The 18,233-nt window shown below is 57.9% G+C and carries 27 protein-coding genes; 9 read left to right on the forward strand and 18 right to left on the reverse strand.

Annotation, left to right across the window (positions count from 1 at the left end):
• Positions 1–334: 334 nt before the first annotated feature.
• Positions 335–640, forward strand: coding sequence for a hypothetical protein (locus CFII64_RS07085; protein ID WP_020290103.1), 306 nt, complete (start codon positions 335–337; stop codon positions 638–640).
• Positions 641–935: 295 nt separating this feature from the next.
• On the forward strand, positions 936–1,148 hold the full coding sequence (locus tag CFII64_RS07090; RefSeq protein ID WP_007905882.1) for a cold-shock protein: 213 nt from the start codon (positions 936–938) through the stop codon (positions 1,146–1,148).
• Between the two features lie 65 nt (positions 1,149–1,213).
• Here the strand turns inward: CFII64_RS07090 and CFII64_RS07095 are convergent, their stop codons facing one another.
• Positions 1,214–1,543 (reverse strand): I78 family peptidase inhibitor, encoded by a 330-nt coding sequence (locus CFII64_RS07095; protein WP_020290104.1) that lies wholly within the window; start codon positions 1,541–1,543, stop codon positions 1,214–1,216.
• Between the two features lie 160 nt (positions 1,544–1,703).
• Positions 1,704–2,009 (reverse strand): hypothetical protein, encoded by a 306-nt coding sequence (locus tag CFII64_RS07100; protein ID WP_020290105.1) that lies wholly within the window; start codon positions 2,007–2,009, stop codon positions 1,704–1,706.
• A 165-nt stretch (positions 2,010–2,174) separates the two neighbouring features.
• Between CFII64_RS07100 and CFII64_RS07105 the strand changes: the two genes are divergently transcribed.
• Positions 2,175–2,366 (forward strand): hypothetical protein, encoded by a 192-nt coding sequence (locus tag CFII64_RS07105; RefSeq protein WP_020290106.1) that lies wholly within the window; start codon positions 2,175–2,177, stop codon positions 2,364–2,366.
• 3 nt (positions 2,367–2,369) lie between these two features.
• Here CFII64_RS07105 and CFII64_RS07110 read toward each other — a convergent pair whose 3' ends face one another.
• The 9 genes from CFII64_RS07110 to CFII64_RS07150 all read right to left on the reverse strand — a co-directional run bounded on the left by CFII64_RS07110 (position 2,370) and on the right by CFII64_RS07150 (position 10,341).
• A complete protein-coding gene (locus tag CFII64_RS07110; RefSeq protein ID WP_020290107.1) occupies positions 2,370–3,395 on the reverse strand; it encodes a nucleoside hydrolase in 1,026 nt (341 codons plus the stop codon).
• A 47-nt stretch (positions 3,396–3,442) separates the two neighbouring features.
• Positions 3,443–3,847, reverse strand: a complete 405-nt coding sequence (gene rbsD, locus CFII64_RS07115) for a D-ribose pyranase (protein WP_020290108.1) — start codon at positions 3,845–3,847, stop codon at positions 3,443–3,445.
• On the reverse strand, positions 3,844–4,764 hold the full coding sequence (gene rbsK, locus CFII64_RS07120) for a ribokinase (RefSeq protein WP_044901227.1): 921 nt from the start codon (positions 4,762–4,764) through the stop codon (positions 3,844–3,846). Before rbsK ends, rbsD begins: the two co-directional genes overlap by 4 nt.
• A gap of 36 nt (positions 4,765–4,800) precedes the next feature.
• Positions 4,801–5,823, reverse strand: coding sequence for a LacI family DNA-binding transcriptional regulator (locus tag CFII64_RS07125; protein WP_020290110.1), 1,023 nt, complete (start codon positions 5,821–5,823; stop codon positions 4,801–4,803).
• Between the two features lies 1 nt (position 5,824).
• Positions 5,825–6,817, reverse strand: a complete 993-nt coding sequence (locus CFII64_RS07130; RefSeq protein WP_020290111.1) for an ABC transporter permease — start codon at positions 6,815–6,817, stop codon at positions 5,825–5,827.
• Positions 6,814–8,367, reverse strand: coding sequence for a sugar ABC transporter ATP-binding protein (locus CFII64_RS07135; protein ID WP_020290112.1), 1,554 nt, complete (start codon positions 8,365–8,367; stop codon positions 6,814–6,816). The genes CFII64_RS07130 and CFII64_RS07135 overlap by 4 nt, the downstream gene beginning before the upstream one ends.
• 53 nt (positions 8,368–8,420) lie before the next feature.
• Positions 8,421–9,377 (reverse strand): sugar ABC transporter substrate-binding protein, encoded by a 957-nt coding sequence (locus CFII64_RS07140; RefSeq protein ID WP_020290113.1) that lies wholly within the window; start codon positions 9,375–9,377, stop codon positions 8,421–8,423.
• Between the two features lie 177 nt (positions 9,378–9,554).
• Positions 9,555–9,992 (reverse strand): hypothetical protein, encoded by a 438-nt coding sequence (locus CFII64_RS07145; RefSeq protein WP_020290114.1) that lies wholly within the window; start codon positions 9,990–9,992, stop codon positions 9,555–9,557.
• A 124-nt stretch (positions 9,993–10,116) separates the two neighbouring features.
• The gene (locus CFII64_RS07150) at positions 10,117–10,341 is read right to left on the reverse strand and encodes a YgdI/YgdR family lipoprotein (protein WP_020290115.1); all 225 of its coding nucleotides are present in this window, start codon (positions 10,339–10,341) and stop codon (positions 10,117–10,119) included.
• 210 nt (positions 10,342–10,551) lie between these two features.
• On the opposite strand from CFII64_RS07150, the gene CFII64_RS07155 reads away from it, so the two are divergent.
• Together CFII64_RS07155 and CFII64_RS07160 are read left to right on the forward strand one after the other, a co-directional pair.
• Positions 10,552–10,803 carry a DUF1654 domain-containing protein gene (locus CFII64_RS07155; protein WP_044901228.1) on the forward strand — a complete coding sequence of 84 codons (252 nt, stop codon included), beginning with the start codon at positions 10,552–10,554 and terminating at the stop codon, positions 10,801–10,803.
• A 4-nt stretch (positions 10,804–10,807) separates the two neighbouring features.
• Positions 10,808–11,509 carry an endonuclease gene (locus tag CFII64_RS07160; RefSeq protein WP_020290117.1) on the forward strand — a complete coding sequence of 234 codons (702 nt, stop codon included), beginning with the start codon at positions 10,808–10,810 and terminating at the stop codon, positions 11,507–11,509.
• An 83-nt stretch (positions 11,510–11,592) separates the two neighbouring features.
• Here CFII64_RS07160 and CFII64_RS07165 read toward each other — a convergent pair whose 3' ends face one another.
• Entirely contained in the window at positions 11,593–11,781 is a 189-nt protein-coding gene (locus CFII64_RS07165) for a hypothetical protein (RefSeq protein WP_020290118.1), read from the reverse strand.
• 397 nt (positions 11,782–12,178) lie between these two features.
• Here CFII64_RS07165 and CFII64_RS07170 point away from each other — a divergent pair, with 397 nt between their 5' ends.
• Positions 12,179–12,421, forward strand: coding sequence for a DUF6555 family protein (locus tag CFII64_RS07170; protein WP_020290119.1), 243 nt, complete (start codon positions 12,179–12,181; stop codon positions 12,419–12,421).
• A gap of 65 nt (positions 12,422–12,486) precedes the next feature.
• Complete coding sequence (locus tag CFII64_RS07175) at positions 12,487–12,741, forward strand: hypothetical protein (protein WP_044901231.1); 255 nt, start codon at positions 12,487–12,489, stop codon at positions 12,739–12,741.
• A gap of 132 nt (positions 12,742–12,873) precedes the next feature.
• Here CFII64_RS07175 and map read toward each other — a convergent pair whose 3' ends face one another.
• The 4 genes from map to CFII64_RS07195 all read right to left on the reverse strand — a co-directional run bounded on the left by map (position 12,874) and on the right by CFII64_RS07195 (position 14,916).
• Positions 12,874–13,665 carry a type I methionyl aminopeptidase gene (gene map, locus CFII64_RS07180; protein ID WP_020290121.1) on the reverse strand — a complete coding sequence of 264 codons (792 nt, stop codon included), beginning with the start codon at positions 13,663–13,665 and terminating at the stop codon, positions 12,874–12,876.
• Positions 13,662–13,916 carry a ParD-like family protein gene (locus CFII64_RS07185; protein ID WP_020290122.1) on the reverse strand — a complete coding sequence of 85 codons (255 nt, stop codon included), beginning with the start codon at positions 13,914–13,916 and terminating at the stop codon, positions 13,662–13,664. Before CFII64_RS07185 ends, map begins: the two co-directional genes overlap by 4 nt.
• 79 nt (positions 13,917–13,995) lie before the next feature.
• Complete coding sequence (locus CFII64_RS07190; protein ID WP_020290123.1) at positions 13,996–14,331, reverse strand: helix-turn-helix domain-containing protein; 336 nt, start codon at positions 14,329–14,331, stop codon at positions 13,996–13,998.
• Positions 14,332–14,718: 387 nt separating this feature from the next.
• Positions 14,719–14,916: a hypothetical protein gene (locus CFII64_RS07195; RefSeq protein WP_020290125.1), complete on the reverse strand. Its 198-nt coding sequence runs from the start codon at positions 14,914–14,916 to the stop codon at positions 14,719–14,721.
• Positions 14,917–15,276: 360 nt separating this feature from the next.
• Between CFII64_RS07195 and CFII64_RS29730 the strand changes: the two genes are divergently transcribed.
• Positions 15,277–15,453 (forward strand): hypothetical protein, encoded by a 177-nt coding sequence (locus CFII64_RS29730; protein WP_020290126.1) that lies wholly within the window; start codon positions 15,277–15,279, stop codon positions 15,451–15,453.
• Here CFII64_RS29730 and CFII64_RS07200 read toward each other — a convergent pair.
• Both CFII64_RS07200 and CFII64_RS07205 read right to left on the reverse strand, forming a co-directional pair.
• Positions 15,450–16,481 (reverse strand): Ldh family oxidoreductase, encoded by a 1,032-nt coding sequence (locus CFII64_RS07200; RefSeq protein ID WP_020290127.1) that lies wholly within the window; start codon positions 16,479–16,481, stop codon positions 15,450–15,452. The two genes, CFII64_RS29730 and CFII64_RS07200, sit on opposite strands and share 4 nt — an antisense overlap.
• A 67-nt stretch (positions 16,482–16,548) precedes the next feature.
• A complete protein-coding gene (locus CFII64_RS07205) occupies positions 16,549–17,001 on the reverse strand; it encodes an N-acetyltransferase (RefSeq protein WP_020290128.1) in 453 nt (150 codons plus the stop codon).
• Positions 17,002–17,200: 199 nt separating this feature from the next.
• Between CFII64_RS07205 and CFII64_RS07210 the strand changes: the two genes are divergently transcribed.
• Positions 17,201–18,226 carry a FecR family protein gene (locus CFII64_RS07210; RefSeq protein WP_020290129.1) on the forward strand — a complete coding sequence of 342 codons (1,026 nt, stop codon included), beginning with the start codon at positions 17,201–17,203 and terminating at the stop codon, positions 18,224–18,226.
• The last annotated feature ends 7 nt before the right edge of the window (positions 18,227–18,233 follow it).

The following is an 18,233-nucleotide window of genomic DNA, read 5'->3' on the forward strand; positions in this document are numbered from 1 at the left end:
TTGGGATGAGCCAGTAATTGATCCGGTGGTGTGCCTGCCTCACAGTGGCAGGAGCCGTTTCGGGCGACCTTGAACCGAACCAGATGACTGGATTGGACTTGAAAAATGGACCTGTTCAGGCCGGACAATCGTTCAATTGTCACCGACCAGCGAATCTACAGGACGCGCATCCTACCACAGCTGGGCAAAATGACATGCACGGGTGCACAAATGAATTCCAGCAAGGCACCTGCGTCGATGGATTTGCATCTCGCGCTGAACTGGCGCCGCTGATCACCGTCAGATGGTCGGAGAGCCTGCACGAGTCTCTACTGTCCCTATAAAGGAGAACGTCATGAAGCTGTTACGAATTCTGGCCCTGCTGGCCCCCGTCGCCCTGGCCTTGCCAATGAGCGCCCATGCCGCGATGGACAAGGACACACGCAACATGTTCATCACTCAATGCGCCACGACAGCTGGACAAAAGCTGGATGCGAATTCAGCCAAGACCCATTGCGAATGTGGTGCGGATCAGGTCGACAAGAATTTCAGCAACGCCGAGATCGCTCGACTCAAGGACACCACCAAGGCGCCGGATGAGAAATTGACCGCCCGACTGCAGAAAGTCGTTGCGGACAACTGCGTTCAGACAAAAAAATAAAATTATTTTGTCGATGCCACGAGTCGGCGATGGCACAGCGGTGCAGCACCAGCTGGCTCCGCTGAACTCCGCGTGGATCGTGGCTTGCGCGGGTGGTCCGAGAGCGACCGAGGCGGTTTTCAAACCTCGTTTTCAGGACGCTATAAACGCCTAATGCCAGACTTATTTGCGACTAGTACTCAATCTTCTTACCGAAATGACTCCACATTCCCACAATTGGACTATGATAGCCCGGTGTGCCCAGTTGGCCTGAGCAGCACGTACTACTGAAAAATTATGTTCTTGGAGATACACCATGTCTAATCGCCAAACCGGCACCGTAAAATGGTTCAACGATGAGAAAGGCTTCGGCTTTATCACTCCACAGGGTGGCGGTGACGACCTGTTCGTACACTTCAAAGCTATCGAAAGCGACGGTTTCAAAAGCCTGAAAGAAGGCCAGACCGTTTCTTTCGTTGCAGAGAAAGGCCAAAAGGGCATGCAAGCTGCTCAGGTTCGCGCGGAGTAATCCACCCGGCCAAAAAAAACCCGTCTCGCTAGACGGGTTTTTTTATGGGCGCTATTCCTGCCAAATCAGCCGCAGTTGACCCGGGCAACCTTGCCGCCCGCTTCAGTATTGAGATTGACACGGTCAGAACGGTATTCCAGGGTCACCATGTCGTTGGGACCGATGAAGCGCGCGTCTTGCGCCCCGGCCTTGCTCTTGGCTTGAGCCAGCAACGCAGCAGAAGCCTGCTGGCCAACGGCGAACTGGGCAGCGGCAGCATCACAGCGAGTACCCGCCGCTGCGGCAACGGGCGCGGAAGGACTTGATTCGGACGAGTTTGATTCACGATTGCTGCTGCAACCTGCCAGCAACGATGCAGCGACAACCAAACCCAGTGATGCGAACTTCCACGGCATACAGCCTCCTTTGACATAAACGTAACCAGAACCCTTGCGACCGCATTGCGACCCGATGGTTGCATTATGCGGGTCAGGCGATTCGCAGGTTCCAGGACTTCAAAGAGGCGCAGTGTGCCCGAGGGTTTTGGAACAGGCGCAGGCAAATCGTCACTAAATATTAGTAAACGTCTACGTAGTCCAGACGTGGATCGGCCCAGTTATCCTTCAGGGCGTTGTAGATCTGCATGACCCAGACGCCATCACTGGCTGCGATAGGGCCTACACAGCCTGAGCCTGCAGACCACGTCTCCAGGCGAAATGACAGTGCTTCGATATTCGCGCCGCCTACAGCGTTAGTTGAAAGCCAGGCGAGACCGGCTTTGTTCACGCGTAGCTGGTTGTGCACGCTGTCGTCACCCGATGCGAGCATCTGGCGCACTGTATCAAGGGTGAACACGGCAGGATCGGTCAGGTTGATTGGCACGGTATCTGTCCTTGGCTATTTGCCGGGAGTTTGCCATGGCCCGCACCTCATGCCTAAGTAGCAGTGCCAAAAAACGTCGAAAATGTTTAACTGCGCGCACGGTTGTCCGTCCCACAAGCAATGGGCGGCGCTCCGACTCTGAATTTCAAAGAAGACGAGACAGTAATGGCAGTCGTTTCCATCGATGCGAACATCAAGGCCAAATGGCCGCAAGGACAATGCGCACACAGCCCAGGCAGCCCGGAAGAACTGGCAATCATTGCCATTGATTTGCTGGTCAAGGAACTGGGCACCGAAGGCGCCCAAGCCTTCATAGGTCAGGTGCTGGGCCGTTATCCGGCCCAGCAGGATAGCTGACGCTTATTTCAATCGGGCAAGTCGGCTGGTGAGCAAATCGAAAAAACCCTGCGCATCGCCGTTTTCGATCCAGAACACATTCTTGTCATGCCCGAGCGTGTCGTACCAGTCGGCTACTGTCTGACCAAAACCAATGCCTTCACGGCTGTCGACCGCGACGTTGATCTGTTTGCCCGTGAACAGCTCCGGCTTGAGCAACCACGCAATTACGCTGGCATCATGCACCGGCCCGCCGGGCAGACCGTAATGGATCATGTCCGCCTTGACGTACTCATTGAGGATGTCGCCCACCAGCTTGCCGGCCTGATTATTCAAAGCCGCGATCTGCGCCAGGCGCGGTTCGCTGGTGAGAATCCTGTGAGTAACGTCCAACGGCAAATAGGTCAGCTTCACGCCGCTGGCGAGCACGACCTGCGCCGCATGCGGGTCGGCGAACAGATTGAATTCCGCGACCGGCGTGATGTTACCGCCGTTGAAATGCGCGCCACCCATCACCACGACTTCCTTGATGCCCTGGGTGATTTCAGGCGACTGAACCAGCGCCAGGGCCAGATTGGTCTGCGGACCCAGCATCGCTACCGTGATGCTGTGGGGCTTGGCCTTGGTCAGGGTCTCGATCAGGTACTCCACCGCATTGCCCTGTGCCAGGCCTTGCTTGGGCTCATGCACCGCAACACCGGGCAAGCCTTCCTGGCCATGGATGTTCTCGGCGTAGATCGGCGTGCGCACCAGCGGTTTGGAGGCCCCGGCATAGACCGGCACCTCTTCGCGGCCCGCCCACTCCCGAGCCAGCCGGGCATTGCGCGAGGTTTTGTCGATGCGCACGTTGCCCGCCACCGTGGTGATCGCCAGTACGTTCAACTCTTCGGGCGATGCCAGCGCCAGCAACAACGCCACAACATCATCGGCGCCAGGATCGGTGTCGATGATCAGATCGCGCTTTTCGGCGGCATGAACGGCGGTTGCGCTAAGAAAAGACACAAGCAATAGACTCCGAACCAGCTGTTTGATGAGATACAGATTTTGCATGAGAAACTCCCTGTTTCCGGTTTAGTGTTTGCAAAGAAAACCGCCGATCAAAAGACCACGCCGGCGACCAAAGCGATATTGCTGTACGGCTGACATTCCCCCGTGCGCACGATGGCCCGGGCCGTACGACTCAGTTCTTTCAACGCCTCATGACTCATCATGCGCTGCTCGCCCAGTTCTCCATCCAGGTTCAAGCCTTCAATCACACACAGCGCCGGAGGCTGCACGCGCAGCATTTCTTCGGCCAGCACATGGCTTTCAACCTGCATTTCCGAGAGCACGGTATCGAGCACGCTGACGAAGTCAGGCACACCACGGGTCAGGGCCAGATCAATCAGCTCTACACCGGCAGGCACCGGCATGCCGGCGTCGACAATCATCAGGATGTCGCCGTGCCCCAGGGAAGCGATGACTCGGGACAATGCGATATTGAGTAAAGGTGTCTTTTTCATGCGGGCTTGAACCCCTGAACTTCGCGGGAGGTTGGAATCGATGGCTGCGCCCCGGCGCGCGTTACAGAAAGCGCGGCTGCGGTCTGACCAAACCGTATGGCGTCGTCCTCATTACGGCCTTGCGCCAATGCAGCGGCGAAACCGCCCACGAAGGTGTCGCCGGCAGCCGTGGTATCCACGGCAACGACTGCAGGTGCCGGATAATGCCGAACGCCCTGGGTGCTGGCGAACAATGAGCCCAGCTCACCCAGGGTAATGATGACCTTGGCCGCACCCGCCGCGAGCAACGCGTTGGCGGCGGTTTCTGCGGAACTCAGGGAATCGACGGGTATGCCGGTGAGGATCGCCGCCTCGCTTTCGTTGGGGATCAGGTAATCGATCAGTGGAAACCATTGCGCCGGCAGCGGCGCCGCAGCCGGTGCAGGATTGAGGATCACCGTCTTGCCCAGTTCCCGGCCGCGCGTCAGCGTATGGCAGACGGTTTCCATGGGCACTTCAAGCTGACAGACGACCACATCAGCATCTGCCAATAACGCATCGAAGCGCGTCACGACCTTGGGCGTCAGCAGCCCATTGCCACCTGCCACGATGATGATTGCGTTCTGGCTGCTGGCGTCGACCACGATCGCGGCGATTCCCGTCGACACGTCAGCCGTCGTTGTCACCGCCTGACAATCGATCTGCTCGGCAACCAGCGCCGCACGCAGTTGCTCACCGTAGGCATCGTCGCCCACGCAGCCGATCATTGCCACACGAGCGCCGAGACGGGCTGCGGCCACCGCCTGGTTGGCGCCCTTGCCGCCCGGCACCGTTGCGAACGATTCACCCGCCAGGGTTTCACCGGCCTTGGGCAAGCGGCAAGCGCGGGTCACCAGATCCATGTTCAAGCTGCCCACTACCACTACTTTTCCTGACATGACGTCTGCACTCTTTTTTCCGGTCATTACGCCGAATCAGCGTAATTCATTGAATACGTTGGTGGGTGGCGCGGTGGATTCACGCACGACAATGCTCGGTGCCACGATCACCTGCTGCACCTCGCCGCCACAAGGTTCGGTGATGCGCCGCAACAATAACTGCGCCGCCGTCTCGCCCAGTTGCAGGATCGACTGCCCCACAGTGGTCAGCGCCGGGTAGACGAACTGACTCATCTGGATGTCATCAAAGCCCACCACTGACAGATCCCGTGGTACGCGAATATTGCGCTCGGCGGCAGCGCGCAGCACGCCGATGCCAATCATGTCATTACCAGCAAATATCGCGGTGGGCGGATCGCGTTCCAGCAACGTCACGGCCGCCTGATAACCGCCAGGGCTGGTGTAGTCGCTTTCTACTATCCAGTGCCCGGCTGTTTCGATCCCGGCTTCCTGCATCGCACGTTGATAACCGGCCAGTCGCAGCTGAGCCACGCTGGTTTGCGCCGGTCCCCGGATACAGGCGATGTGCCGGTGACCAAGGTCGAGCAGATGCCGCGTCGCCAGGTAGGCGCCCAGCTCGTGATCGATACGCACCAGATCAGCGGCGACGCCTTCCAGCTCGCGGTCGACAATCACCAGCGGCGTACGCACACCGGCGAGCCCCCCCGCCAGCCAGGTGTCGCCGCCAACAGAGGAAACGATCAAGCCGTCAACACGCTTCTCCAGCAGCACCCGCAGGTAACCCCGCTGTTTTTCCGGGTTGTCGTCGGAGTTGCACAGGATCACGCAGAAACCATTGCGCTCGCAGTAATCCTCAATGCCCCGGGCCAGTTCGGCGAAATACGGATTGATCCCATTGGGGATCAACAAGCCGATGGTGGACGTGGTTTTCGCCTTGAGCGAACGGGCAACGGCGCTGGGCACGTAATCCAGCTGCGCAATCGCCGCCTCGACCTTGATCCGCACCTGTTCGCTGACCGGCCGGGTTTTGTTCAGCACGTGGGAAACGGTGGTGTAGGAAATCCCTGCCAGCGCCGCTACATCCTTGATGGTTGCCATGTCAGCTCTGCCGCCGGGCGCGGTTGCTGCGATAGGTGTCCAGCACCACTGCAACCACGATCACCGCACCGGTAATGATGCGCTTGGTGGGTTCGGTCGCGCCGATCTGAGCCAGGCCAGCCGCCAGCACCGAAATGATCAGCACTCCGAAGAAGGTGCTGATCACCGAACCTCGACCACCCATGAGGCTGGTGCCGCCAATCACTACCGCCGCGATGACTTGCAATTCCAGGCCGGAACCGGCGTTGGGATCAGCCGCTTCAAGCCGGGAGATCTGGAACAGCGCCGCGACCCCGGCCAACAGGCCCATCAGGGAAAACACCAGAATCTTGTACGGCTTGGGATTGATCCCCGCCAGACGCACCGCCTCTTCGTTGGTGCCGATGCCGATCAGGTACCGGCCAAACACAGTACGGGTCAGTACCGCCTGAGCGATGAAGATCACCAGCAAGGCAATGATGAACGATGGCGAAATGCCAAATGCAAAGGGGTTGGACAGCCACGCGAAGGAATCGCCGATGTACGCCGTGCGCGAATTGGTCATCTGATACGCAACGCCCCGCGCCATCTCCAGCACGCCCAGCGATACGATAAAGGACGGGATGCGCCAGGCGACTGTGATCGAGCCGGTGATCGTACCCGCCAGCGTTGCGCACGCCATGCCGAGCAAGGCCGCCGGAAATACACTCCAGCCCCAGCCCAATATCGCCACGCTGACTGCCGATGCAGCCAGTGCCAGCACCGAGCCCACCGACAAGTCGATGCCGCCGATGATCAACACGAACGTCATGCCGACCGCCAACACCATCAGGTCCGGAATCTGGTTGGCGATCGTGCTGAAGGTCTCATACGACAGAAAGTGATCACTGAGCAGGGAAAACAAGGCAATCATTGCCAGCAAAGCGCCAGCCAGACCCAGGTAAGTACCCAGGCCGAAAAAGTTACCGCTGCGCTTGCCCGGCGACGGCAACGCCTGGGAGGTGGAGGTTTTCATGAGTCATTCCTGGGCGCGGCTTCAGTGAGCAGCGCGTCACGTTTCTGGTAACCGGCAAAGGCGGCGGCAAGCAGTTCATCCTGAGTCCAGGACTCGCGCTCGAAGGTGTCGATCAAACGTCCGGCAGACAACACGCCGATGCGGTCACAGATCAGCATCAGCTCGCGCAAGTCGCTGGACACCACCACCAGCGCCCTGCCCTGTCGGGTCAGTTCGCCCAGCAGGGCGTAAATATCGAATTTGGCGCCGACATCAATGCCCCGGGTCGGCTCGTCAAACAGCATCACGCTGCAATCGCGCTCCAGCCAACGGCCGATAACCACCTTTTGCTGGTTGCCGCCCGACAGTTGCGAGACCAGTTGGGTCGGGCTTGAACTGCGGATTCGCATGGCGTCGATCTGGCGTTGGGCGAGCGCCATTTCGTCACGCCCGTTGACCAGCCCGCCCCGTGAAATCGCACCCATGTTGCCCAGCGCGATATTGGCGCTGATGGATTGCGAAAGCAGCAGCCCCTCGCCTTTGCGGTCTTCGGTAATCAGCGCGATGCCTTGCCGGACCGCATCGACCGGCGAGCGAACCGTAACGGCGCGCAGCGGATTGCCCAGCTCAATGCTGCCGCTGTCGGCCGGATCGGCGCCGTAGATCAGGCGCAATAGCTCGGTACGACCGGCGCCAATCAGTCCGGAGATACCAAAAATCTCGCCGCTGCGCACCTCGAATGAAACGTCCTGCACCTTGCCAGCACGGCTCAGGCCATTGACCTTCAGCGCGACTTCGCCAATCTGTCGCGGGCCCAGATCAATCTGCTCGCCCAGCTCGCGCCCCACCATCAAGGTCACCAGCTGTTCGCTGTTGTAACTTGATATCGGCTCGACACAGACCAGCTTGCCGTCGCGCAGCACGGCGATGCGCTGCGCGACCCTGGCCAACTCCTCCAGACGATGGGAGATGTAGATGATCGACACGCCCCGCGCCTGCAAGCGAGTGATCTGCTCGAACAACATCTCGACTTCCCGGGCGGTGAGCATGGCGGTCGGCTCATCGAGAATCAGCACATGGCAGTCGCCAATCAGATTGCGCGCGATCTCCACCATTTGCTGATGACCGATGCCCAGCTCACTGACCAGCGTATCCGGATCAATGGCTTCGAGGCCAACCTGTGCCATGGCCTTGAGTGCGTCTTCGCGCAGGCGTTTGCGATTGATCCAGCCCGCACGGCGCGGCAGGTTATCCAGAAACAGATTCTCGGCCACGGACAGGGTTGGCAGCAGGTTCAGCTCCTGCATCACCATGCGAATACCGAGTTTTTCAGCCTGGGTGCGACTCAGTGGCTGATAAGGCTGCCCCTGAAACTGCATCGTCCCGGTGGTAGGGGTTTCCAGGCCGCCGATGATTTTTGACAGGGTACTTTTACCCGCGCCATTTTCACCGGTCAGGGCCAGCACTTCGCCGCGCATCAGCGTCAGGTCAATGTCGCCCAACACAGGTTGAGCATAGGTTTTACCGATGCCGGTAACGGATAGAACAGCGGCTTGAGGGGACGCCGACATAAAGCTCTCCATGCACCTGCCCGGGTTGGGCAGATGCAGTTGTTCGGCAAGGATTACGGCTTGGTGACCAGTTCGACCGGTGTTTCGATCACGCCGTTGGCGCTGTCGACTTTCTCACCTTTGAGCATCTTCAGAGCAGTCTCGATGCCGAAGACAGCCTGTTTGGCGGCAAACTGATCGGCAGTAGCCAGCACGCGGCCATCCTTGAGCATGGGCTTGATGGCATTGATGTTGTCATAACCCACCACCTGGACCTTGCCCGCCTTGCCTGCGGCACGAACGGCCGCAACCGCGCCCAGCGCCATGCTGTCGTTACCTGCCAGCAAGGCTTTCAGATTCGGATATTCAGTGAGCATCGCTGCGGCAATCTTATTGCCCCCGCCGATTTCCCAGTTGCCGGACTGCGTGGATACCACCTTCATCTGCGCGGCGTCCATCGCGTCCTTGAAGCCTGCAGTGCGCTGCTGGGCGTTGGTGGTGGTCGACACACCTTCGATGATGCCGACCTCATCGCCAGCGGTCAGTTGCCTGGCCAGGTATTCACCCACCAGGCGTGAGCCCTTGCGGTTGTCAGGCCCCACAAACGGCACAGTGATGCCTTTGCTTTTCAGCACATCGGGGTCAAGTTGATTATCGATGTTGACGACGGTGATCCCGGCGTCCTGCGCCTTCTTGATCACCGCGACAAGCGCCTTGGAGTCGGCGGGAGCAATGACCAGCGCATTGACCTTGGAACTGATCATCTGCTCGACAATACGGATCTGACTGGCCGTGTCCGACTCGTCCTTGATGCCGTTGGAAATCAGGTCAAAGTCACTGGCGTGTTCTTTCTGATAGGCCTTGGCGCCGTCTTCCATGGTCAGGAAGAATTCATTGGCGAGGGACTTCATCACCAAAGCGACTTTTGGTTTATCAGCGGCCTGGGCAATTTGAGCAGTGAGGGGCATGACAGCGGTAACGGCGGTCAGCATTGCAACAGCGAGGAGACGTCCAGCAAAGGGCAGCTTCATGGGTTCACTCCGATCTTATGATTATTGTGTCGGGCAAGGTTACGAAGTAATGGATGCATCACTGCGCAAACGTTTGCGAGAAACGAACTATGAGAACCGGCCTAAATTTTGTCAACCCTGAAAACGGCCGCTCAAAACGCAGCGGCCGGGATAACGCAGGAAAACAGCGTAGCGGTTTTATGCGGTGGTGTTGACGCCGCCAGACTTGGACATTTCCTTCATCAACTGAGCAGAAACCTGCTGAATAGCACCGGTGATGGACGATACCTGGCTCTGAAAGCCCATCACAGCGGTGGTCTTGGCTTCAGGTGTCGGATAGCTGGCGTTCTCGGCGGCCTGCATCTGCTGCTGGATTTTCTCCAGTTGCTGCTGCAACTCGGCCAGACGCTTGAGCAGATTGGCGGTGGTTACGCTGAGGCCCTCGGAGCTGCTGCCGGAAGCCCCAATTTCGTTCATGTCGACGTTGACATCGTCCTTCTTATCGCCCTCTTTATCTTCGGCAGCCGCTTGAGTAGCGGTCTGTGCGATCAGGGTTTTCGAGGCTGTAGTGGCTGCCGCGGCGGTCTGACCGTTGATCAACAGGGAAGACGCTGGAAATCCGATCGAGAGTGACATGTTGATTCCTGGTGGGTGAGTACTGCCAGCTACATCGGCCGCAACCGCAAACTCTTTACCCTACCAGGACACGATAAAAGCAATCGCGTGCCGGGTCCGGATTGAACCGGGCACGCGCGGCCCCTCAATCCTCCGGTTTGACCGTGGCGACTTCATCGGCGCGCACCTTGATCATCTTTCCAGAGATATCCTCGAACTCATAAAAACCATCCTTGGTCTTGGTCTTCGGCGCGTCCTTGGTGATGTATTGAGTGCCATCCTGCAGCGTGACGACTGTCGGTGAAGAACAACCGGCCAACACCAGGCAGCCTGCTATTACCGCAGGAAAAGCCCAAAGTCTGATATTCATGTTCCCTCCTTGATTCATTTGCGACCAGCGAGGCAAACCTGCCTGCTGAACTCATCAGATTGATTCAACGGACAATGGTTCGAATCTGCCGATAATCCATGGGAAAAGTCGCTATACCGACCGCTTCACCCGCTTGACCCTACAAGAGAGTTGCGAAACAGCGCGCACTGAAATACTGTATGCCCGTACAGCAAATCAGGAATTCTATTCGTGGCAAAACAATCTTCAGCAACTCCGGCGACTCCCAGCTCCTACGAACGCCTTGGTGTTCGGGTGCAGAAAATAATCAATTCGCCCACCGCCCAAAAAGCCAAGGCCGCCCTGGTGTTTCGTCTGCCGGATGAAATCGAGGACGAGTGGAATCAGATGCTCGAGGAAATTGCCGAAAACGACAACGTTACGCTCGCCTGGCGGGACGACGGCGGCGTGCAAATATTCTGGACCGTGCCGAAGGAAGACTGACGGCATGCGGGTTCGACTGTTTACCCTGCTGTGTATCACCCTGTTCCTTACTGCTCCGGTCAACGCTTACGCCGATGCGCCCCATACGTTCAGCCAGGCCAAAAAGATCGCCTGGGGCCTTTATGCGCCCCAGTCGACCGAGTTCTATTGCGGCTGCAAATACAATGGCAACAAAGTGGACATCGCCGGCTGTGGCTACGTCCCGCGCAAGAACGCCACTCGCGCCAGACGCATCGAATGGGAGCACATTGTCCCGGCGTGGCAGATCGGGCACCTGCGTCAGTGCTGGCAAAATGGCGGGCGCAGGAACTGCACAAAAAACGACGATATCTACAAACAAGCCGAAGCCGACCTGCACAATCTGGTGCCCAGCATCGGCGAGGTAAACGGCGACCGGAATAACTTCAGCTTTGGCTGGCTACCGGTCAAAACCGGGCAGTACGGCTCCTGTTTGACGCAAGTGGATTTCAAAGCGAAGAAAGTCATGCCACGTCCGTCGATACGCGGGATGATCGCCCGGACTTATTTCTACATGAGCAAACAGTACAACCTGCGTCTCTCGCGTCAGGACCAACAGCTTTACCAGGCCTGGAACAAGACTTACCCGGTTGAGGGCTGGGAGCAGCAACGCAACCAGCGCGTCGCCTGCGTCATGGGCCACGGCAATGAGTTCGTCGGCGCTGTGGACCTCAAGCGCTGCGGCTGAGCCCTGCATGAACCTGCTCTGAAAAACACAAAAGGCCCGACGCGATAAGGCGCCGGGCCCTTTTGCTTGCGCAGAAACGCCGGTCAGGCGTTGTCTGCCGCATCCTCTTCAGACTGGATACGCAAGGCCCGTTGGATCATTAACTGGGACGCATAGTCAGCAGCCAATTGAGCCGCATCGGCGGGCTCGATAGCACCACGAGTGATCAGCCCGGTCAGCGCCGAAGCGGCAAACATATCCCAGATATCCTGTTCATCATCCAGCAATGACATGTGTAGGCCCTCGTTTGAATTTGAAGCGGCACTGTATCACTCACGGCCACGCAGATCTTCGTCCAACCCAAACGAATAGACGCTGAAACGCTTAAGTCAATTTCCTGCATCCAAGCGTACCGAAGACAAAACTGGCCTATGGCCGCTGATCGGACGATGGCTCAAATCGGTACAAATCCGTGTAATTTTTCCTCCTGGGATACTGAAAACGAACTACGTTTGGAGACCTGACCCGCAGTACGATTCATGGCCGCTTGAAGTTTATTTGCACGCCTGTATCGATCTTGAAATGAAATGGCCACATCCAGAACGCAATGGCAGCTCACTGTGGCAAGTACAACGGATGTACCCATTTTTTAAGATTATGTAGCCAATACATCCACAGGCGGAAACGTTGATGACTGACCAAACGGATTTCGAAATTCATTACCAGTTTCGCGGAGAGCCGCGCCACTTCAACCACCAGGCATGGCATTTGTGCGAGAGCGATGCCTTGCATTTCGCAACCCTGCACGCCGGCGTCTGGAGCGTCAGCGAGAATATTGCCGCAGGACCGATCCGGCTCGCCATTCTTCACGCCGAAGGCGTAGGTGTGACGGCGGTTCACTGGAAAAAAACGTTCCCGGGCACGCAGATTTAAACAAAATGGAATCGCCACTGTCCCAATACCAAGCAGCGCTCATTAACCAGCAACGCGAGGTAAGCATGACAATCGACAAAGCACTTGAAAAAGAAGTACTGACCCGACTCCTCCACGCTCATCCGAATGGCTTGGGCAAGGAAATCCTGGACAACTACAGGGGGGAGAACGCAGTTGCCGACACCCTTGAGTATCTCCAGCAAAACGGTTTGATTCATGACGGCAGCGTGGATGCCGCAGGCAAATCCGGACGTAACCTCAATTACCCTATCAAGCTCAGCTCTTCAGGTGTGAACACCGCGAAAAGTCTCGAAGCCTGACCCAGCTTGTTAAAAGACCCGACCTGTTGCCAGGCCGGGTCTTTTTGTTTGCGGTGTCCCGTCCTTCGTGGGAGAGGACTTGTCCTCGATAAGGCGTTGGGGTGCAAACCTGCTCAAGGACTAGACACGGGCTTAAATGGCGGGGTATTCGCCGGTACCTTCGGGCCATGGGGTCAGCAATTCAAACCCGGTGTCAGTCACCGCCACCATGTGCTCCCATTGCGCTGAAAGCGACAGATCGCGGGTCAGCACGGTCCAGCCATCAGCCAGCACCTTGGTTCCCGGTTTACCGGCATTGATCATCGGTTCAATGGTGAAGACCATGCCTGGCTTGAGTTTCATACCTTTGCCCTGCGCACCGTAATGGAGGACTTGCGGGTCTTCGTGATAATTACGGCCAATGCCGTGACCGCAATACTCCCGAACGACGCTGAAGCCTTCACGATGCGCGACCGTTTGGATGGCATTGCCAATGTCGCCCAGGGTGGCGCCTGGGCGGACGGCATGAATACCCGCCCGCGTTGCTTCGTAGGTGGTTTGCACCAGTCGCTTTGCCAAGGGGCTGACTTCACCCACGAAATACATCCGGCTGGTATCGCCGAACCATCCATCCTTGATGACCGCGACATCTATATTGATGATGTCGCCGTCCTTGAGGATATCCGACGCCGACGGAATGCCATGGCAGACCACTGCGTTGGGCGAAATGCAGGTCGTCTTGGTGAAACCGTGATAACCCACATTCGCCGGAATCACCTTGAGTTCTTTGACAATGTACTCGTTGCAGATGTCATCCAGTGCCTCGGTGCTGACACCGGCCTTGACGTACGGACCGATCATCGCCAGCACATCGGCAGCGAGCCTTCCGGCGATCCGCAGTTGAACCAGATCTTCTTCGGTCTTGATGCTGACTGCGCCACTCATCGCGAGGCCACCTTAGCGTGTTCGGTAATATCGGAAATATCGCAGCTTTGCGCGCTAAGCACGGTGCCACCTGAGTGCTCGGCACGAATGAGCATCTGACAGATCTGGCTGTAATCCAGCGTCGGATGCAACTCGGCCAGCATCCCTATGCGCATCCAGTGTTCGGCTTGAGCGTTGATGGAGCGGCTCAGCGCGGCGCTGGCCGACCGGATATTGGCATGCATCTGCTCGGAGATTTTTACGAGACCCATGATTCACCTCAAATGGAATATACGAAGCATATATGTTTCGTATATCAAAAGGCAACACATGGGCCGCTGAAGCGAGGGATTACTCGGGGACCGGTAGGCATTCAGAAAGGGACTGCGCCAACTGCCCGATGGCGTCCTGATCGATGAGCGTCAGGTTACGGTAGTGAACGATGACCTCGCGCTCGGCATCATTAAGCGCTTCAGAGCTTAACGGTGTACGTCGGCCGGAAAGCAGGTAGAGGATGTCCACCCCTTTTATGCCCAGTGCAGCGAGATAGTCGGAACGCGGCGTTCGCTCGCCACTTTCATACTTTCCTTGTGCGTTTGCCTCTACGCCACCGATGGCTGCAAACTGCTGCTGCGAAAGCCCAAGAGACTTCCGCTCTTCTTTCAATCGTGCGCCGAGGTTATTCATTAGGGTTTACCTGAAGCGGAATGTCATCCATTACCATACTCCCCATTTGCGTGGGTCGTTGCCTTAATAGAGGGTCAAGTCCCACTATCTCGGTCTAGCGCGCAGGGAATAGGCTATTTGACGATATAACGCTACAGACCTGATCGACGTATTCTCAGGACGGCGTACAATGCGCAACTTGTCGCAAAAGTACAGAAGTAGTCGGAGACTCTAATAGTGGTGACCTTCCTGCTGGGCTGGTGTGTGTTTTCTATTCTTGGCACCTTGCTGGCGCTTCAGCTGATCCGAAGTGGCAAAAGAAGCCACACGGAACGCCGAGGCGACTTCGATGCGCAAGCCGAATCCCGTTCGCCTGCAACGAAATCCACCAGCGGATTTCCTCGCTGACTATTCGCTGGCCAGGCTCGCATAGCGCTCGCCCCCATACTGAGCGTTGGCAATGACCATCGATACCGGCGACTGGCAGGCATTGAATTGACGCAATGCGCTGGCCAGGGCAAGAAAATCCTCGCGCTGCATTTCATGGATACCGCCCATTGCGACTGCATGATCGGCGGCGACGTTTTCAAATTGCTCCAAGGACATGGCGAACCCCTTTCTCGATACTGTTTGAATATACAGTAGTTGCCTCGCGAGCGGAACGCAAGCAGGTGCACGACGAGCGGTCACTTCAACAGATGACCTTGCGACCGCCCTCCTCCTGACCGGTAATAGCCAATCGTGATCAGCACTGCGCAAGGCATTCAGGATGTCTAAAAATCGCGAACGCGCAAAGGGGTGGTATTACGGAGATATCCAGCCTCTAAGCCAGCGTTTCAGGCAAACAGGGCCAAGCAACGCGCTGGCAACAGCATCAGGCAATAACCAGGCAGCAATCGGCTAACGCTCAAGCGTGGCGACTTTTAAGCTGAACGCTTGCTTAAGAACCGCCATGGAGCATCGCTCATGAAAACCACAATGACCTTTTTTGCCGCACTGTTGGTCGCTGCCCTGAGCGCCAGCGCCCTGGCGATGCCTTGCGGGCAAAATCGTCAGACCGAGGAAGTGATGCCGAGCAACAACGAGTGGGTGCGCCTGAATGTTGCCCAGGCGCGAACCGTCAGATTGCTGCCAGCAATCTAGACCGCTGCCAGTTGTTCAAGACTCGCCCATTCAGCGCGGGAGATTGCGATGCCATGGGTCAGGGATTTGGCCCGTTCGGCATAACGCCGGTCGCCGGGCATACGCTCCTGGCCGACGCCATGCATCTGCCTGACCAGCTCTTCACTGCGCTCGGCGAAATGCTGCCCGCTGCCCTTGTCTGGATCGATGACGATAAACAGCTGGCCCGTCCAGGGAGTCTGGGCGCCGGGATGTTTCGACCAGTCGAACTCGAAGGAAAAATTGCCCCCGGTCAAGGCCGCGGCCAGTAGCTCAACCATCATCGACAACGCCGAGCCTTTGTAGCCACCGAATGGCAGCAGCGCGCCACCGTCGAGGATCGCCTTGGGATCCTGGGTCGGCTGACCGGCCCGATCGACGCCCATACCGGCGGGCAACTGGCGCCCTTCCCTTGCCGCGATCTGCACGTCGCCATTGGCGATGGCACTGGTGGCCAGGTCGAAAACAAGTGGATCACCGCCGGCGCGTGGCGCGGCAAATGCTATCGGGTTGGTGCCGAATAACGGTTTCTGTGCGCCATGGGGTACGACGCAGGTCATGCTGTTCACCACGCTCAAGGCCACCAGACCTTGCGCGGCAAACGGTTCGACATCGGGCCACAACGCCGCGAAGTGGTGCGAGCTGCGGATCGCAAGAATCGCAATGCCCGCACTGCGGGCTTTTTCGATCAACAATGGCTGCGCTGCGGCCAGGGCCGGCTGGGCAAAACCGTTGGCTGCATCAACGCGGATGAACGCGGCGCCGACGTCTTCGACCACCGGCACCGCCTTGCCGTCCACCCAGCCACTGGCCAGTGACGACAAATAGCCCGGGATACGGAATATTCCGTGGCTGTGAGATCCATCGCGCTGGGCGCTGGCACAGTTCTGCGACAAGACTTGAGCAACTTCCGGCGAAGTACCGTGGCGCAGGAATATCTGGCGCAACACCTCTGCCAGTTCGGTAAACGTGACGTGATGCAGGTCGAGACTGTCGCGAGGTGCGGACATCTGAAGCTCCGGTGTCGTTATTGGAAGAGCGGGATTGAGGGACCAACGTCGAGATTACTGCTCATCTTCAGGCAGGTAAACCGGACTCCCCGGCCAGGTCCAGACGCTTCTGGAAGAAGAATCGCTGATGACCCGGCGGATAATCGGCCAGTGTTGCGAACTCGGTAAAACCAAGACGGCGGTAGAACTCCGGTGCCTGAAAGTCAAAGGTGTCGAGCCAGATCCCGACGCAGTTTTTTTCCAGCGCCAGCTCCTCGGCCATTTTCATCAAGCGCGACCCGAGTCCCTGGCCGCGCGCCTGTTCCGGCACCGCCAGCAGTTCGATGAACATCCACCGATAAAGCAATTTGCCGGACAGCCCGCCAAGCACTTCATTGCCATTGTCGTCGCGCACCAGCAGTGCAAACTTTTCCGCGCCCGCATCGCCGGCCTGGGAAACATTATAGGCCCGCAGCGGCGTAAGGATCGCCAGGCATTCCTGTTCCGTGGGGTTCAAGGTCGTTTCGATACTCAGGCCCATGCGATGCTCCTTCAATAAATGATGACGGCAGGCAGCCTAGGCGGCTGGGCAGTTCGAGTAAATAGCTTCGTGGGGCGATACGGGAATGGGAATCGTGCTCTGTTACGGGAAAAATCTGTAGGACATTGATATTCAAACGCCATGCCTGTTCTCGTCGACTCCTGCGCAGAGGTAGAATGCAGGCATTACCGGAGTGCCAATGAGCGATCCCATTTTTAGCGAAGCCGAATACGATGCCATCACCGATGCCGCTGCGCATTGGTGCATGCGTCTGCACGCCAGCGATTGCACCGCCCAGGAACGTCGGGCGTTTGAGCAATGGCTGCACGCGCATCCGCTGCATGCCGTCGAATACGAGGCGGTGCTGGAAATCTGGGATGTCTCCGAGGCGATCACCCCGGTCAATCCTGCGCCGGTATCGGGCAACGTAGAAATGCTCGATGTCACCCGCCTGCGCACCTCCCCTCGCTGGCGCGCTTATGCCGCGGCGGCGGCCGTGGCGCTGCTGGCGCTGCCAACGGCGGGATATGTCGGCTGGAATCAGGGCTGGCTGCCCAATGCTTACGACTCCTATCAGGCAAACAACACGACGCGCTTGATTACCCTGGCCGATGGCAGTCGGGTGGAGTTGAACCTGGGCACCGAACTGACCTTTGCCAATTACAAGGACCGCCGCAGCGTGACGCTCAACAAGGGCGAAGCGTTCTTTGAGGTCAGCCACGACCACCAGCATCCGTTCGTGGTGAAGGCAGGGGCAGGCAGCGTTACCGTGACCGGCACCCGCTTCAATATCTGGATGTATCAGGATCAGGTCAAAGTGATGCTGGTTGACGGCTCGGTTCAGGTCACCAGCAATGCCTCACAATCAGGGATAGGCACGCATCTGGATGCGGGTATGCAGGCCAGCTACAAAACCGGCGACTTCCAGCCGCAGATCAGCGAAACCTATGCCAATGACACCAGCCTGGCCTGGCGCAGTGGCAAGCTGGTGCTCAACAACCTGCCGTTGCATCAGGCGCTGCCACTGATCAATCGTTATCTGCCGCAGCCTATCCTGCTGGCGGACAGCGCCACGGGTGCTATCCGCCTCGGCGGCAGTTACAACACCGGCGACATGGCCAGCCTGCTGGCATCCCTGCCCAAGGTCTTGCCGGTGTTCCTGACCCACAATTCCCAAGGCAACCCGGTCATCAACAAACGACCCGCCGGGATGCCCAAAGGCTAGGCGTTGG

This window comes from Pseudomonas sp. CFII64, from assembly GCF_000416235.1.
Classification (GTDB): domain Bacteria; phylum Pseudomonadota; class Gammaproteobacteria; order Pseudomonadales; family Pseudomonadaceae; genus Aquipseudomonas.